Raw genomic sequence first — 15,912 nt, 5'->3', positions numbered from 1 at the left:
CACTACCCGGTTTTTGAGAACCGGTCCAGCACCTCGATCAGCCGGCCGATGTCCGCCTCGTTGTTGTACAGGTGTGACGACACTCGTATCGATCCCTCTCGATTTACGAGAATAATCTTGTGGTCAAGTATTCGGCGGTGAAGCGCCTGCACGTTTTCGCAGGTGAAGGTGAAGATCGACGAGCGGTGTTTCGAGGTCAAATCCGACGTGATGCGATAATGGGAATTTGTTCTCAAATAGGTCACCAGCCGGTCAATCAGCGCGTGCGTGTGCTTCTGGATATTCGGAATCCCCAGGTCTTGAAAGATTTTCACCGACGCTTTCATACCGACCAGATTCAGCACTACATAATACCCCATCTCAAATCGGCGGGCCGAATCGAAGTAAGGCTTGTCAAAATAGAACAGGTCGGAGAATTTCATCCCCCAGTCAGCTCCTAACCACGACATAAACGGCGCCTTGATACTGTCCCGGACCTCGTCAGAAAGATAAAAGAATCCGCACCCTTGCGGCGCCAGCATCCATTTCTGGCAACCCGACGCGAAGACATCGATACCAAGCTTGCGGACATTTAGCGGCTCCGTTCCCATCCCCTGGATGCCATCGACCACAAAGTACATGTGGTGTTTCTTACAGATATCGGAGATAGTTCTGAGATCGTTCTTGAATCCGTTGAAGAACTGCACGTAAGAAAGCGCCAGCACACGAGTCTTCGGACGAATACTTTTCACCAACTCATCGATATCGAACCGCCGTTCGTGCGACTTGACCAGCCGAACCTTGAGCCCGCGCGTCTGCGCGGCTGCTTTGAACGTATACACGGCGGCGGGGAACTCGATATCCGACATCAGAATCTCATCCCCCTTCTTCAGCTGCAGACCAAACGCCGCTATGTTCAAGCCGAAGGTCGTGTTCAGGCCCAGGCCTACCTGTTTCTTGGTGGCGCCGATCAGACCGGCATAGTCTGAGCGAAGTTCATCAGCCACACTGAATGCATAATGGGAATCATCAGTGGCGGCATTCAAGCGGATGCGGATATTTTCATCGATCGCCGCCTGCACCGAGGACGCGAACGGACCGTACGAAGCCGCGTTAAAATACACGACCTCTTTCGTATGCGGAAACAGCGCTCGGGCGCTCTCGAATTTGGATCTTAGATCGTCAGTCATAGATAGCTCATCCGAATATCAAAATATAACATGGCGTGTAGTCCGGGGGGTTCACAAGGCATACAGGTATGCAATAATGGATAGCGTCCCACCCAATTTTAGTAAGTGCGACAACATGATAAACAGCAGGTACGGCATCGGTAGTTTCACCCGCACGGACATGCGCATCAGAGCCGGCGCGGCACCAAGCACGAACGCAAACAGCGCCGATGCCATGCCGGCCTTTATACCGGACAGCGGCAGGATGGCATAGAAGAAGCTGTAGGCGATGGCCGGTATCACCACGTAGAAGAGCGACTCCATGAAGAAATTCATGAGCGACCAGATCAGACCATCAGCTTCCAGCATGCTTACCGGAATGCCGGCGGTGAGCCGGAGCTTACGCTCGACAAGGTCCAGAAGCAGTGACAGCACCAGCAGGTATAAGCCTCCGGACACGACACAGTACAGCAGCAATTTATACGAGATGATCATAGCCACCTGTGCTCGCGGTACCAGTCGAACGTTTGCTTCGCTCCAACTGCGAATGAAATTTGCGATTCAAAGCCAAGCTCCCGCCGCGCTTTCTCCGTCGAGATTTCCCACGTTTCCAACAGCTCGTTCGCTTTCTCGCGGGTAAGCATCGGCGTAGCGCCCACGATACGAAAGCTGAATTCCGAAATCGCCGCAATCCCCCGAAAAAACCAGCCCGGTATTAAGAGCGGAAAACCGCGACGCCCGCACGCTTGTTCCATGATGGTCAGCATATCCGCCATCGGGTAGGCGCGATTCTCGGCGACAAAATAGGCGGCGCCGGATGCGGTCGCAGCTTTGGTGGCTGCAATGACCGCACGGCACAGATCATCCACATGGGTCAACTGGATCTTGCGTTTCTGGTTGCCGAACGCCGGACGGATGCGCAGCTTCACCGTCTTGAAAATGGCCATAATCTCTTCATCGCCGGGGCCGTACACGCCGGAGGGACGCAAGATGACCAGTGGAACTCGATTGGCATAATCCAGCGCCGCCTTTTCCCCGGCCAGCTTGGACTCTCCATACACCGTGATGGGATGGGGCGGGTCCGCTTCGGTGAGCGGACGACCCTGTATCGAAGGCCCCGCTGCCGCCATCGAGGAAATAAGGACCAGCTTTTTCAGCGAAGGATTATGCGCGATCGTGGCTTCAAGCAGATTTCGTGTGCCGGTTTCGTTTACCTCGAAGAATTGCGCGCGTGACTTTGCCTTCACCAGGCCGGCGTTGTGAACAATGTAGTCAACCTCTCGAACCATTTCCGGAAGCGTCTCGGGCGTGGTAATGTCGCCATACCGATATTCGACCGAAAGCTCACGCAGGAGCGACAGGTCCCCCGTCTTTCGGACACCCGCTACAACTTTCCAACCCTCATGCAAAAATGCACGGCAGAGGCGGGATCCGATAAACCCGTTGGCGCCGGTGATGAGAACAGATGGGCTGAAACCGTTCGGCATGGCGCGAATGTACGGAAACCTCCCGCCGGTGACAAGTGCGTATCGGGTGCAACGCGCCGCGTTCAGGTGGAACCGAGATAAGCTCGATACGGTTTGATTGCGTATAACTGCAAAGAAAGGAATCGATATGAGTCGGAGAATTCTCGCAGCTATTGTGCTTATGGCGACCTTATTCGTCACGCTATCAGCCCACGCCGCCGATACCCCCATGCTGAAAGTCGGCGACCGTATCCCCGAGTTCAAGCTTCCGTACGCTACCAAGGACACTATCGTGTTCGATGGCTTCGGCTCAGCCCAGATGGCGGGAAAAGAGTATCTGATTGCGTTCTACCCCGCCGATTTTTCCCCCGGGTGCACCAAAGAAATGTGCAGTTTTCGCGACGCCGTGACTGAGTTTGAAAAGCTCAATGTGACGGTTCTGCCTGTTTCAGCCGATCTGGTTTTCGCGCACCAGGAGTTTGCCAAACAGCAGAATCTACCGTTTAAGCTCCTTGCGGACCAGACCCGCGAGTTCGGCCGCAAGATGGGGGTCTATGTGCCGGACCAGGGACTCATGAAGCGTTCGGTGTTTGTGGCGAGTCCGACCGGCACGCTGGAATATGTCGATTACGATTATTCCGTTAAGGACGATGCCGACTTCAATGCGTTGAAGGCTTTCCTCGCCACGAAACGCTGACCGATTTGGAACGATGCAAAGTGTCCGTTGACGACAGGCAGCTAACTGTTCTGTCCGGGCGTCTGCCGTCGAGTCATCGAGTCATCATAGGGATCCGGATGGATAACCACATTGCAGCGTGGGAAAACAGTCTCAAACTTCTGCTCAAGGTCATCCGCCACCTGGTTGGCTTCGACCAAAGTTGCGTCTTCCCGAAGGACGATATGGACATCAATATGGCGTTCGCTGCCGGACTTGCGGGTACGAAGGTCATGCCAGGAGCGAACGCGTGGGTCATCTCGAAGAAGCTGCTCGATGCGGGAGATCTCAGCGGCCGGCAGACCGTGGTCCATCAGGTGTCCCACCGCGTCCCGTGTCAATTTCCACCCCACGCGGGAAATTAAGATCGCAACCGCTATTGCCACAAGTGGATCAATAATATGCCAGTCGGTCAGCCAGACTAATCCCAGTCCGACCGCCACCCCCATCGAAGTATATATATCAGTGGCCAGATGCTGCGCATCCGCTTCGAGTGCGAGTGAGTCCTCCTGTCGGGCAACCTTGAACAGGTAGCGCGACACCAGCACGTTTAGCAAAACTGAGAAGAGCATGATGGCCATGCCCCACTCCAGATGCTCCACCGCGCCGCCGGAGATCATCTTCCTGATGGCTTCAACCACGATCCAGACAGCGGCCAATATGATTAGCCCCGCCTCGATCGCGCCGGAGATACTCTCTATCTTGCCGTGACCGTACGGGTGCTCGGCGTCGGGCGGACGGTCCGAAACTCGCACCGAGAAAAACGCAATGATGGCGGCAAGGAGGTCGTTGGCCGAATGGATTGCTTCAGAGAGAATACTGACTGAGCCGGACAGAAGTCCAACCACCAGCTTGAGAACAACTAACGTCGCATTTGACGCGACCGAAAACGCCGCGGCGCGAGTTTTCCGAGACAACTCTAATCCTTGTCGTTTCAGGGTACAGGTTACGCGCCCTGTCACGGCATGACGCCGCGTCTTTGACAGCTACCCTTTCACTACGCCGATGGGGCGAAGGCGGGCAACCTTCCGAGCGATACCGGCATTATGAGAGATTTCTATCACCTCGTCAATATTCTTATACGCTCCCGGGGCTTCCTCGGAAATCACCCTGCGGCTCTTGGCGCGCAGATATATCCCCTCGCTTTCGAGTTTCCCCACCACTTTGTCGGGCTGATACGACCGTATGGCGGCGTGCCGCGACATCCGGCGGCCAGCCCCATGACAGGTCGAGCCAAACGTCTCATCCATGGCCAGGTTTGACCCGGCCAGGAGATAACTGGCGGACCCCATGTCCCCCGGAATCAGCACAGGCTGCCCGACATGCCGGTACCGAACCGGTATCGCCTGATTCCCTGCCGGGTACGCCCGGGTGGCCCCTTTGCGATGGACAAACACCAGCCGTTTCTTGCCGTCAATCACATGCTCTTCGAGCTTGGCCATGTTGTGCGCGACATCGTAGATCAATCCGAGTCCGAGTTCGGTCGCTGGTTTGCCGAACACGCTCTCGAACGACTCCCGCACCCAGTGGCTGATCATCTGGCGATTGGCCCAGGCGAAGTTGGCCCCGCACTTCATCGCCGAAAAATATTCCCGTCCTTCGGGAGAACTCGCCGGCGCGCAGGCCAGTTCGCGATCCACCAGCGGAATGCCGTATTTCTTGTTAGCACGCTGCATGACTTCCAGAAAGTCCGTGCATATTTGATGTCCGCAGCCGCGCGAGCCGGTGTGAATCATGACCGTTATCTGGTTCACCTCGGTGATCCCGAACGCTGACGCGGCTTCAACGTCATATATCGCATCGACACGCTGCACTTCGAGAAAGTGATTCCCCGCCCCCAGTGTTCCTACCTGCGGAATTCCCCTTTTTTTGGCATTATCGCTGACCAGTTCCGGGTTGGCGCCATCGATACACCCGCCCTCTTCCATGACCTCCAGATCGCTCTCCCAGCCATAGCCGTTTCGGATTGCCCAGCTTGCGCCCGATACCAGCACCTCGTCAATCTGTTGGCGATTCAGCCGGACTTTCCCTTCCGACCCGACCCCCGAGGGTACATTGAAGAACATGGTGTCGATCAGCTTCGGCAAGCGCGGCTTGGCTTCATGGAACAGGAGATTGGAGCGAATCAACCGCACGCCACAGTTGATGTCATACCCCACCCCGCCGGGTGAAATCACGCCGTAGCCGGCATCGAATGCGGCCACACCACCGATCGCGAATCCGTAGCCATGATGAATATCCGGCATGGCAATGGAATGCCCCAGGATTCCGGGCAGCGTAGCTACATTCGCCACCTGGTCCGGTGAGTCATCCGCCAGAATCGACTTGAGCATCTGATCATCGGCGTAGATTAGTCCCGGCACCAGCATTTTCACGCCGAGCTGTTTCATCACCGGGCTTTGGTAGGAATCCGGTATTTCGTACCGGAATTCGTCGATTTTGCGGATCGGGCCGTTCCAAGTCATAGCAGATTACTTCAGGTTCGAAAGGTAATATAACACCTCAAATATCAAACAACACCTGCACATAGCTCGGCTCGCTGATGCCCCCATCGTGAATCTCCATCATATGATACGACACCCCTTTGATCTGAATCCCCTCGCCATGTCGCGACTCAACAAACTTCTCGCCCCGAGCGGTGGCTTTCAGCCGATTTGAAGAAAGGAATTCAATGTGAAAATCACTCAACACCCACCCATCCACTTCGTGCACCACAATAAGTTTCGACAGAAAATTCACCAATAGCATCTCCCGGTCCATCCCCTCCGCTTCGACACTGAGGGACAACTCAGGCCGAATCGCCGATTTGCCGGTCACGATGTCGAAAAAAGCATCGGCGGCCGATGCAAACGCCTCGGCGAGCGTGTCGCCAAACGCCCTGATGGCAATATCCGCGGTGTGCTCAATGAATTCGTAACGCGCCATTAACAATCTTCTGACATGAACGGGTATTTTCTTCCTTAGAAGATAGGCCCCACCCGCCCCACAGTCAATTCGCCAAGAACTAATGGCCCGCTAATGGAGCCTTAACACGCCGACAGTTCTGTTCTGTCGCACGATAGGGGCATCTGCGCCCCCCATACAACGACAAGTAACATAGTGATTCTTAGGGAAGAGGTCCACAAGATGAACGAACAAACCAAAACGGCTCAGCGGCGCGACTTCCGCGCCGTATTCAGAACCTCAATCACATTCGCGCTTCTGGCGATCTTAATGTTCGGCGGGGCTGCAACTGCGCAGGAAGCGCAGCAGGTCAAAGAAGGGCGAATAGCAGGTCGGCTCTTTGATGCCCAGACCGGCGAGGCGCTGCTGGGCGCAACCGTGATGGTCGAGGGCACGAAACTGGGCGCCGTGTCCGACCTCGACGGCAACTTCATCGTCAAGCGTGTGCCGATCGGGACATATGCCCTGACCGCTTCGATGGTCGGCTATGCACCGACCCGTGTCACCGATGTACAAGTGACTGAAGGCACGAGCGCCCGGGTGGAGCTGGCGCTTCGCCCACAGGTGATTCAGATGGAGGGAGTGGTGGTTGAAGCCAAACGGATGAAAAACTCCGAGGCCTCCATGCTCCGCCAGCGGCAGCTTTCCAATTCAGTGAGCGATGCCATCAGCGCTGAAGAAATGGGCCGCTCCGGCAGCGGCGATGCCGCCCAGGCCATGTCGCATGTTACCGGCGCCTCGACCGACGGCAAGTACGTCTTTATTCGCGGTTTGGGGGACCGCTACAGCAACACGCGCATCAACGGCTCGTTGGCACCCAGCGCAGACCCGGACAAGCAGGCGGTCAATTTCGACGTCGTGCCGGCCGGTTTGCTTGACAATATCGTGGTTGAAAAAACCTTTACGCCCGACAAGCCCGGCAACTTCTCCGGCGGCAGTGTGAACCTTACCACCAAGGATTTGCCCGAGGGGCGCACGATCAATTTTTCTACCTCCACTTCCTACAATTCGAATACAACCGGCAAAGATGACGTTCTGACTTACAAGGGGGGATCGAAGGACTGGATTGCCATGGGTGGGGATTCTCGCGAGGCTCCATCCTACCTGGCCGATCCTGCCTATAACACTCCGGACCCATCGACCGCGGCCCGCGATTCGGCTCTCGCACAGCAGTTAACCCGTGACAGCCGGGCCATAAACAGTACGATGAAGCCGATCCGGACCACCGCGCCGCTGAATCAGGCGTATGCGCTCACGTACGGTGATAACTGGACTCTGTTCACCCGCCCGCTTGGTATTTCGGCCAGCATCAACTACAGCCGCAATCACAGTTACTACAAGAGCGGCGTGCTGGGTCAGTGGCTGCCGCTTCAAGTGTACGGGCAGGGAACCATAATGGACTCTCTTTATCGCTACACCGACGAAGCAGGCAAGGATGAAGTGTTGTGGGGCGGGCTCCTGAACACGTCCTACTATGTCGCACAGAATCACAAGATAAGCTTCACCTATCTGTACAATCGCAGCGGCGAGTCCACGGCACGGTATGTGGAAGGTTGGAACTACAATCTTGGCCCGGGGGCCGTGTATCGCACCCGAAACTTGTTATACAGCGAGCGTCTGCTCTCCAGTGGGCAGTTACGTGGTGAGCACGCCAATATCATCGGGCCGGTCCGCCTCGAGTGGCAACTTTCGGATTCCAAATCGTCACAGGACGAACCCGACCTGCGTTATTTCTCCGACAACGCCACCGTCATCGAAGGCACAACCGACTCCACCTACGGCATTTTTCAGATTTATCCGTCCCACTATTTCCGCTACACCAGCGAGCGCAACCGCGAAGGTCAGCTTGACCTGACCGTACCGTTCAAACAGTGGAACGATCTCTCCTCGAAAGTCCGCTTGGGTGGCTCGTTCCTGCACAAGACACGCAGTTTCCGCGAACGCCAGTTTCTCATGGGGATGCCGCGTGTCGATTACACGCGCACGACCTATCGGGATAACTACAACGGAGACCCCGATGCGTGGCTCGATGACAACAACGTCGGCGCGGCGCCGGATACCACAACGCCGGACAACTACATCGACCTCGCGGTAACCTGGAACTCGTTCAGCGATCCAATTAGCAATTACAACGCGACACAGGATGTTGTCGGCGCTTATGGTATGGTGGAACTGCCGTTAACGGCCAAGCTCCAGATAGTGAGCGGCCTGCGGTACGAGACCACCGACCTGACACTTGACCAGATCTACCGTCAGAACGACACTACCGACCTTGCCGGCGGCAGTGACCTGCTCCCGGCTCTTACGTTCATTTACAAACTGACTGACAACATGAGTGTGCGTTCAGCTTATGGCCGCACCCTGGCTCGCCCTTCATTCCGCGAACTGGCTCCCTACGCCTCGTGGGAGTTCGTTGGCGGCTCGTACATCTTCGGCAACCGAAATCTGAAATACACCAAGATCGATAACTACGACCTCCGCTGGGAGTGGTTCACGCGTCCCAGTGAGCTTCTGGCCGTCAGCACCTTCTATAAGCGTTTTCACAACCCGATCGAGCGCGTGATTGTCGGTCAGAACTATGATGTGACCTGGGAGAATGTCGATCGTGGCACCGTCATGGGCCTGGAAGTTGAATGGCGCAAACAGCTTGACCAGATTCACCACCTGCTGCGCAATTTCCGACTGGGCGGCAATTTCAGCCTCATCCGCTCGGAAGTGAAGTTGACCGACGAAGAACTGCTCGGGGAGCGAAATATAGACCCGGGAGCGAAAGATACACGCGACCTGCAGGGGCAGTCCCCCTACCTGCTTAACATCGATGCCGGGTATACCAATGAGAGACTCGGGACCGCTCTGTCAGTTCTGTACAACCGCTACGGCAAGCGCCTCTCCGAGGTCGGCCTGTATGCGAACCCGGACATCTACGAACTCTCGCGAACGACTATAGACGCCACCCTGTCACAGCGCATCTGGCGCGGCATCACCTTCAAGGCCTCGGCCCGCAACCTGACCGACAGCAAGATTCAGAAGGCGTACCAGTTCAAGGGTCAGAACTACGTCGCGAACGAGTATTCGACCGGACGCATCTTCGGAATCGGGATGTCATATCAACTCTAACAATAATCCAATTGGGCTGTAACGGACCGGTATTAACAAAGAGATGATGATTCTGAATGAACATAGAGCGCGTGTCATGACGCCACCGCACGTGAGAGCCAACCAGACGACGAGTGGTGTCCTGAGACCTCATTCAATTAGAACGGACGATATGACAGTAACCCTAACGAGGAGGTGCACACCCAGGCACACGGGTACATGTAACACAATTCATTCTCTTTGTGACAGGTTGGGAATCAAAACGATAGGAAAGTCCATACACCCCATTGGAGGAATCGATGCTTCGCAAGATCATGCTGACTCTTTTCGTCCTCGTGCTGCCTGCGCTCAGCTATAGCCAGGTGTCCGAGGCCGGAAAGCCGGTCAAAGTAGTAACCGACGCAAATATCGTCGGCACGACCGTCTGGTCGGCCGACACCGTTTGGAATCTCACGGGATTCGTCTACGTCGAATCCGGCGAGATACTAATTATCGAACCGGGCACCATCATTAAGGGAAACCCCGGCCAGGGCGCTTCGGCCACCGCTTTAATTGTGGCCCGTGGCGGCAAGATTTACGCCGAGGGGACCGAGAAGAAGCCGATCATCTTCACGGCCATCAGCGATAACGTTGACGACCCGAACGATATCCCGCTCGGAGCAGCCGGCAAGGGACTCTGGGGTTCGGTCATCATACTCGGCAGCGCTCCCGTCACCACGGCAACCGGTGTCGCCCAGATTGAAGGTATTCCGACTACCGAGCCGCGTGCCGAATACGGCGGCGTCAACCCGAACGACAACTCGGGCGTCTTTCGCTATGTTTCTCTGCGTCATGGTGGTTCCATCATAGGCGCTGCGAATGAAATCAACGGCCTCACCATGGGTGGTGTGGGTCGCGGCACCAAGATCGACCATGTCGAAGCGTTCCAGAACCTCGACGATGGCTTCGAGTTCTTCGGCGGCACGGTCAACACCAGCTACCTGGCGGCCGTCTTCTGCGACGACGATGGTTTCGACTGGGACTTCGGTTTCAGCGGCTCCGGGCAGTTCTGGTTCGTGCTGAAAGACGCCGTGCTCCCCTCCTCCGGCAGCCGCGCCCATGAGATAGATTACTGCACGCCGGGCGGCTGCATCGCTGCTCCGGGCGTCTGGCCCTACGTTTCCAACGTGACCGGCATCGGCTCAGGCGCTGCCTCCGGCGAAACCGACAATGATTACGTGGTCAGCTTCCGCTCCGGCACCGGCGGCTACTTCTACAACAACGTATATGAAGATTTCGCACAGCGAGCGGTGGACATCAGCAACGCCGCCTCCAACGCGCTGATCGGCACCCAGGTTAAACTCGAAAACAACCTGTACTTTGGATTCGGCGCCGGCGCTACTTTCACGGCCATCTGCAACGGCGCGGGCGTCGATGCCTACATGGCGGCCAATAATGCGATTACCGCCACGGCGAATGTCGCATCCATCAGTCGCATCCAGAACAACGGCCTTGATCCCCGGTCAATCAACACCGCTGTCGCCGGTGCGGTGGCAGTGGCCGATCCGAACGGTTACATCGTGCCCACCACCTACCGTGGCGCGTTCGAGCCGAATGTCAGTCCCTGGCTCTGCGGCTGGTCCGCCACGTCGTTCTACAACATTCTCATTCAGTGTACTCAACTGGCCGACTGCAACTGCATCACAGACAATGGCAAGCCTGTGCAGGTGTTCACCGATGCCAACATGGTCGGCACAGTGGTCTGGAATCAGGACACCGTTATCAACCTAAGCGGATTCGTATACGTCGAGACAGGCGAACAACTGATTATCGGTCCCGGCACCGTCATCAAGGGTAACCCCGGCCAAGGCGCGGCTGCGACCGCTCTCATTGTGGCGCGCGGCGGCAAGATCTACGCTACCGGCGCATCCGACTGCCCGGTCGTGTTCACGGCGTCGACCGACGATGTCGATGACCCGAATGATATCCCTCTCGGCGCCGCCGGCAAGGGGCTCTGGGGCTCGGTCATTATTCTCGGCAACTCGACCGTCACCACCGCCACCGGTGTCGCCCAGATTGAAGGGATTCCGACCACCGAGCCGCGCGGCGAATTCGGCGGCGGTATACCGAACGACAACTCCGGCGTCTTCCGCTACGCTTCTCTGCGTCATGGTGGCTCCATCATCGGCGCGGCCAACGAAATCAACGGCCTCACCATGGGCGGCGTGGGCAGCGGAACAGTCATCGATCACGTCGAAGCGTACCAGAATCTGGACGATGGGTTCGAGTTCTTCGGCGGGACTGTCAACACGTCGTATTTGATCACTGCTTTCTGCGATGACGATGGTTTCGACTGGGACTTCGGCTACAGTGGTTCCGGCCAGTTCTGGTTCTGCATCAAGGATGCTGTCCTTCCGTCCTCAGGCAGCCGCGCTCACGAGATCGATTACTGCACGCCGGGTGGTTGCATTACGGCTCCGGGCGCCTGGCCGTATATCTCGAACGTTACCGGATACGGCTCCGGCGCGGCCTCTGGTGAAACGGACAATGACTATGTGGTCAGTTTCCGCTCCGGAACCGGCGGATACTTCTACAATTCGATCTACTCAGATTGGGCCCGCAAGGCGGTCGATATCAGCAACGCTGCGTCGAATGCTCTCATCGGTACGCAGGTCAAGCTGGAGAACAACTTTTTCGCCAATTTCGGAGCTGGTACCACTTGGACGGCTATTTCCAACGGCACAGGTGTCGATGCTTACATGGCGGCGAACAACTCGCTTGAGCTGACCGACCCGCTGGCTCGCGGCACCAGCCGCATCCAAAATGCCGGTCTTGATCCTCGTCCGGCTACCTGCAGCCCTGCCGCCACCAGCTTCCAGGCTGTGGTCGATCCGAACGGCTACATTCAGACCGTCGGATATTCCGGTGCTTTCGACCCCGCACAGCCGCTGAGCCAGTCCTGGGCGGCCGGTTGGACTTTCCTGTACTGCGGCGGTCACATGGGTGAAGTCGCCACGTACACCTGCTCCTGCTGCACTGGCAACACAGGAAATGTCGACGGCGATCCCGGCGATCTCGTGGACATCTCAGACTTGTCGGCGATGGTCGACTTCTTGTTCTTCGGCGGTTCTATTTCGAGCTGCTTCCAGGAGAACGATGTCGATAACTCAGCGTCGGTTGATATCTCGGACTTGCAGGCTCTGATCGACTTCCTGTTCTTCGGTGCCTCCCTCCCGGCCTGTCCGTGAGCGGAGCACGCAAGTAAAGTAGTCGCTTTTCCTCTTCCCTTAGTGACTACCCACCAAAAAAGGCGGCCGCCCAGGCCGCCTTTTTGATTTCTGGCGTTGTACTGTACTCTTTAATCGTTTTTCACACACGAGGTCACGTCATTGCGAGGAGGATTCGCCAAAGTCGAACCGGACGAAGCAATCTCTCCCCTGTTTCTAATAGAGAAGCTATGACTACGCGAGTTACGCCTTCACCAGCTTCCGATACCGATTGCGGCGATTCTCGAACAAATGCCCACCCAACTCCTTGCTCCGCCACTCTTCGTACTCCTTGAAGTTCCCGTCGAACCACCGAACATTTCCCTCTCCCTCGAACACCAGCAAGTGAGTGCAGATGCGATCCAGAAAGAACCGGTCGTGGCTGATCACCATCACACAGCCCGGATAATTGAGTATCGCTTCTTCCAACATGCGAAGCGTGTTGACATCAAGATCGTTTGTCGGCTCGTCCAACAGGAGCAGGTTGCCGCCGATCTTAAGCACTTTGGCCAGATGACACCGGTTCCGCTCGCCACCGGAGAGTTCACCGACCGTCTTCTGTTGGTCCGCCCCCTTGAATCCAAACCGTGCGAGATATTGGCGTATCGGCACCGCCTGCTTGCCCAGCTGTATCTCCGCCTGACCGTCTCCCACTTCGTCCAGCAAGGGACGATCTCCCGTCAATGACTCCCGCCCCTGATCCACATGGGCAACCTTCACCGTGGCACCAACGGTCACATTCCCGCTGTCCGGTTTTTCCTGTCCGACAACCAGCCGAAGCAAAGTGGTTTTGCCGGCCCCATTCGGGCCTACCAATCCCACCACGGCGGATTTCGGCATAATGAAACTGAGGTCGTTGAATAGCGCATTATCGCCGAACTGCTTGGAGACATTCTTGAACTCCAGCACCTGGTCGCCGAGCGCCGGGCCGGGCGCGATCGTGATAACCGAACCATCTTCTTTTGATGCTGCCGACTCGCGCGCCACCAACTGCTCGTATTCCAGTATGCGCGTACGGGCCATCTGGTGACGGTCCTTGTTTGACATCTTGATCCAGGCCAGTTCGTGCGCCAGCGCCCGTCCGCGCGGCGAGTCATCTTTCTCCCTGGTGGTCAATTTGGCCAGCTTCTGCTCCAGCCAGGAACTATAGTTCCCTTCGTACGGTATCCCGCGGCCATCTTCAAGCTCAAGGATCCACTTGGTGATATTGTCGAGAAAATACCGGTCGTGCGTCACGATGATTACCGTACCGGGGTATTCGCGAAGTTGCGCCTCCAGCCAGTCCACTGTCTCGGCGTCAAGATGGTTGGTCGGCTCGTCAAGTAGGAGCAGGTCAGGCTTCTCCAAGAGCACTTTGCACAGCGCCACGCGCCGACGCTCGCCTCCTGATAGCGTGCCGACAATCCGGTCATCTTCCGGTAGACAGAGCGCATCGCTCGCCACTGCCAGATGCTGGTCCAGATTCCAGCCGTCGGCGGCATCAAGCTTGTCCTGAAGCTCCCCCATCCGCTCCATCGCCTTGGCCATGTCATCATCGGACATCGGCTCCGCCATCTTGGCTGTGATCTCGTTGTATTCGTTGATCAGAGCGACTGTCGGCGCAAACGCGAGCTCGATCGACTGCCGGACCGTCAGCGTCTCATCCAGTTGCGGCTCCTGCATGACCATGCCGGCACGGTAGCCGGGAGTGATGAACGCTTTCCCCTGGAAAGCATCGTCGAGCCCGGCCATGATGCGAAGGACAGTCGATTTGCCGGCGCCGTTCTCTCCCACGATCCCGATCTTGGCTCCGGGATAGAACGACAGCCCGATATCCTTGAGTACCTGTTTTTGCCCGTAGAACTTGTTCAGCCGGAACATGCTGAAGATGTATTTGTCAGCCATGCGAAAGGTCTTTCATGTCTGGGTTAGTTTTTCGTGTGGGGAAGGAATTGGAAAAGGGGGGAAATGTCAAGACGCGGCCTGGCCAAAGGTTACCCGTTTCGCCAGGTCTTGGTCGGCCGAGACAACAGCTGTCGAGCAGATTTGACACATCATCTCTCAAGTCGAGACCGAGTGTGACCTGGCGACCTCTGCAACCGCCTCAAACGTGATTTGCCGCCCCTGATTTCAAACGTACATTATCACCATGCCACTCGGTTCCCTTCACATTGGCACCTCCGGCTACTCCTTCGAGGATTGGCGCGGATCGTTTTACCCCGTCAGGATCGCTAAGGGACAGATGCTGGAACACTACGCCCGGTTTTTCGACACCGTTGAGATCAACGCCACCTACTATGCCATCCCTCATTCCCGTGTGTTTGCGAGCATGCTCAAAAGAGTGCCGGGCCATTTTACATTTATGGTCAAGGCGCACACGTCCGCCACACACCGGCGCGATTTGATTCACGATGAGACGCCCAAGTTTCTACAGTCGATCGCTCCGCTCGCAGAGTCCAGCCAGCTCACCGGTGTATTGCTTCAGTTCCCCTGGTCGTTCAGTCGCTCCAAATTGAACGAGAGACATCTCGAACTGTGCCGTAAGGAAATGCCCAACCTTCCGCTCTTTATCGAATTTCGCCACGCCAGCTGGATCAGGCCTGAGGTGATGGAGAAACTCCGCTCGCTGAACCTCAACTGTGTCTCGGTCGATGAGCCGCAGTTGCCCCAGATGGTGCCACCAACTCCACTTATCACCGGCGACGTCGCCTATGTCCGCTTTCACGGCCGCAATGCCGCCAAATGGTACAGCGGAAGCGGCCACGACCGGTACGATTATCTCTATTCGGAAGATGAACTCAAAGAATGGCTGCCGAAGATCGAGGAAATCCGTCTAAAGGTGAGAGCGGCCTATCTCTATTTCAACAACTGCCATCTCGGCCAGGCGGCGACAAATGCAAAACAGATGGCACAATTGCTGGGACTGACATTGCCTCGCAGTGGGTGAAAGTCTGTCGATAGAGTCATTGCGAGGCGCCGCGCCGAAGCAATCTCGGAAAGCAGGGGTGCCGTGTTTCTCGGTCGAAACGACCTCGGAACCCGGCCTACGGCTGCCGAGGGTCTCATGGCCGAAGTAACCTCGGAATCAGACCTACGCTACATTCAGTTGTTCGATCGGGTCTTGCGAGCTCACTTCTATTGAGACGCGGCTCGCAAAATTGCCCGCAAAGTAAGGCTATCAAATCATCCGGTCGAAGCTAATAGAGCTCGTGTGACCCGACCGATTGAACGGGGCCTCAAGGACCGGCAGTTCACACTCGCTCTCGACACGGGACTCTTTGCACGTACTGACTGTGGACCGCGCATCTCGGGCGAGCAAG

General features: G+C 56.6%; 11 protein-coding genes. 4 read left to right on the top strand and 7 right to left on the bottom strand.

Translation table 11 applies throughout. The annotated features are described in order from the left end of the window. Positions 1–2 precede the first annotated feature (2 nt). The 3 genes from AB1644_12195 to AB1644_12185 are packed head-to-tail and all read right to left on the bottom strand — an operon-like array spanning position 3 to position 2,635. Entirely contained in the window at positions 3–1,169 is a 1,167-nt protein-coding gene (locus AB1644_12195; GenBank protein ID MEW6051804.1) for an aminotransferase class V-fold PLP-dependent enzyme, read from the bottom strand. Positions 1,170–1,220: 51 nt separating this feature from the next. Then, entirely contained in the window at positions 1,221–1,643 is a 423-nt protein-coding gene (locus AB1644_12190; protein ID MEW6051803.1) for a hypothetical protein, read from the bottom strand. Beyond that, positions 1,640–2,635, bottom strand: coding sequence for an SDR family NAD(P)-dependent oxidoreductase (locus AB1644_12185; protein MEW6051802.1), 996 nt, complete (start codon positions 2,633–2,635; stop codon positions 1,640–1,642). Before AB1644_12185 ends, AB1644_12190 begins: the two co-directional genes overlap by 4 nt. Positions 2,636–2,762: 127 nt before the next feature. On the opposite strand from AB1644_12185, the gene AB1644_12180 reads away from it, so the two are divergent. Beyond that, positions 2,763–3,311: a peroxiredoxin gene (locus AB1644_12180; protein ID MEW6051801.1), complete on the top strand. Its 549-nt coding sequence runs from the start codon at positions 2,763–2,765 to the stop codon at positions 3,309–3,311. A gap of 41 nt (positions 3,312–3,352) precedes the next feature. On the opposite strand, the gene AB1644_12175 is transcribed toward AB1644_12180, so the two are convergent. From AB1644_12175 to AB1644_12165, 3 genes are all read right to left on the bottom strand, one after another. Next, entirely contained in the window at positions 3,353–4,246 is an 894-nt protein-coding gene (locus tag AB1644_12175) for a cation diffusion facilitator family transporter (GenBank protein MEW6051800.1), read from the bottom strand. Between the two features lie 69 nt (positions 4,247–4,315). Next, positions 4,316–5,794 (bottom strand): RtcB family protein, encoded by a 1,479-nt coding sequence (locus AB1644_12170; protein ID MEW6051799.1) that lies wholly within the window; start codon positions 5,792–5,794, stop codon positions 4,316–4,318. 37 nt (positions 5,795–5,831) lie between these two features. Beyond that, positions 5,832–6,254, bottom strand: a complete 423-nt coding sequence (locus AB1644_12165; GenBank protein MEW6051798.1) for an archease — start codon at positions 6,252–6,254, stop codon at positions 5,832–5,834. Between the two features lie 201 nt (positions 6,255–6,455). On the opposite strand from AB1644_12165, the gene AB1644_12160 reads away from it, so the two are divergent. After that, positions 6,456–9,389 carry a TonB-dependent receptor gene (locus AB1644_12160; GenBank protein MEW6051797.1) on the top strand — a complete coding sequence of 978 codons (2,934 nt, stop codon included), beginning with the start codon at positions 6,456–6,458 and terminating at the stop codon, positions 9,387–9,389. Positions 9,390–9,667: 278 nt separating this feature from the next. Beyond that, entirely contained in the window at positions 9,668–12,595 is a 2,928-nt protein-coding gene (locus tag AB1644_12155) for a T9SS C-terminal target domain-containing protein (protein MEW6051796.1), read from the top strand. Between the two features lie 222 nt (positions 12,596–12,817). Here the strand turns inward: AB1644_12155 and ettA are convergent, their stop codons facing one another. Then, positions 12,818–14,497, bottom strand: a complete 1,680-nt coding sequence (ettA, locus tag AB1644_12150; protein MEW6051795.1) for an energy-dependent translational throttle protein EttA — start codon at positions 14,495–14,497, stop codon at positions 12,818–12,820. 244 nt (positions 14,498–14,741) lie between these two features. On the opposite strand from ettA, the gene AB1644_12145 reads away from it, so the two are divergent. Beyond that, the gene (locus AB1644_12145; protein MEW6051794.1) at positions 14,742–15,539 is read left to right on the top strand and encodes a DUF72 domain-containing protein; all 798 of its coding nucleotides are present in this window, start codon (positions 14,742–14,744) and stop codon (positions 15,537–15,539) included. The last annotated feature ends 373 nt before the right edge of the window (positions 15,540–15,912 follow it).

The organism is Candidatus Zixiibacteriota bacterium (assembly GCA_040753875.1).
In the GTDB taxonomy this organism is placed as follows: domain Bacteria; phylum Zixibacteria; class MSB-5A5; order GN15; family FEB-12; genus DATKJY01.
Note: the sequence above shows the minus strand (reverse complement) of the source record. Positions and strands in the feature narration are given on the sequence as shown.

Bases quoted from the DNA above. Each gene is read 5' to 3' on its own strand.
- AB1644_12180 (MEW6051801.1), top strand. From the start codon at position 2,763: ATGAGTCGGAGAATTCTCGCAGCTATTGTGCTTATGGCGACCTTATTC.
- AB1644_12195 (MEW6051804.1), bottom strand. From the start codon at position 1,169: ATGACTGACGATCTAAGATCCAAATTCGAGAGCGCCCGAGCGCTGTTT.
- AB1644_12170 (MEW6051799.1), bottom strand. From the start codon at position 5,794: ATGACTTGGAACGGCCCGATCCGCAAAATCGACGAATTCCGGTACGAA.
- AB1644_12185 (MEW6051802.1), bottom strand. From the start codon at position 2,635: ATGCCGAACGGTTTCAGCCCATCTGTTCTCATCACCGGCGCCAACGGG.
- AB1644_12160 (MEW6051797.1), top strand. From the start codon at position 6,456: ATGAACGAACAAACCAAAACGGCTCAGCGGCGCGACTTCCGCGCCGTA.
- AB1644_12190 (MEW6051803.1), bottom strand. From the start codon at position 1,643: ATGATCATCTCGTATAAATTGCTGCTGTACTGTGTCGTGTCCGGAGGC.
- AB1644_12155 (MEW6051796.1), top strand. From the start codon at position 9,668: ATGCTTCGCAAGATCATGCTGACTCTTTTCGTCCTCGTGCTGCCTGCG.
- AB1644_12165 (MEW6051798.1), bottom strand. From the start codon at position 6,254: ATGGCGCGTTACGAATTCATTGAGCACACCGCGGATATTGCCATCAGG.
- AB1644_12145 (MEW6051794.1), top strand. From the start codon at position 14,742: ATGCCACTCGGTTCCCTTCACATTGGCACCTCCGGCTACTCCTTCGAG.
- ettA (MEW6051795.1), bottom strand. From the start codon at position 14,497: ATGGCTGACAAATACATCTTCAGCATGTTCCGGCTGAACAAGTTCTAC.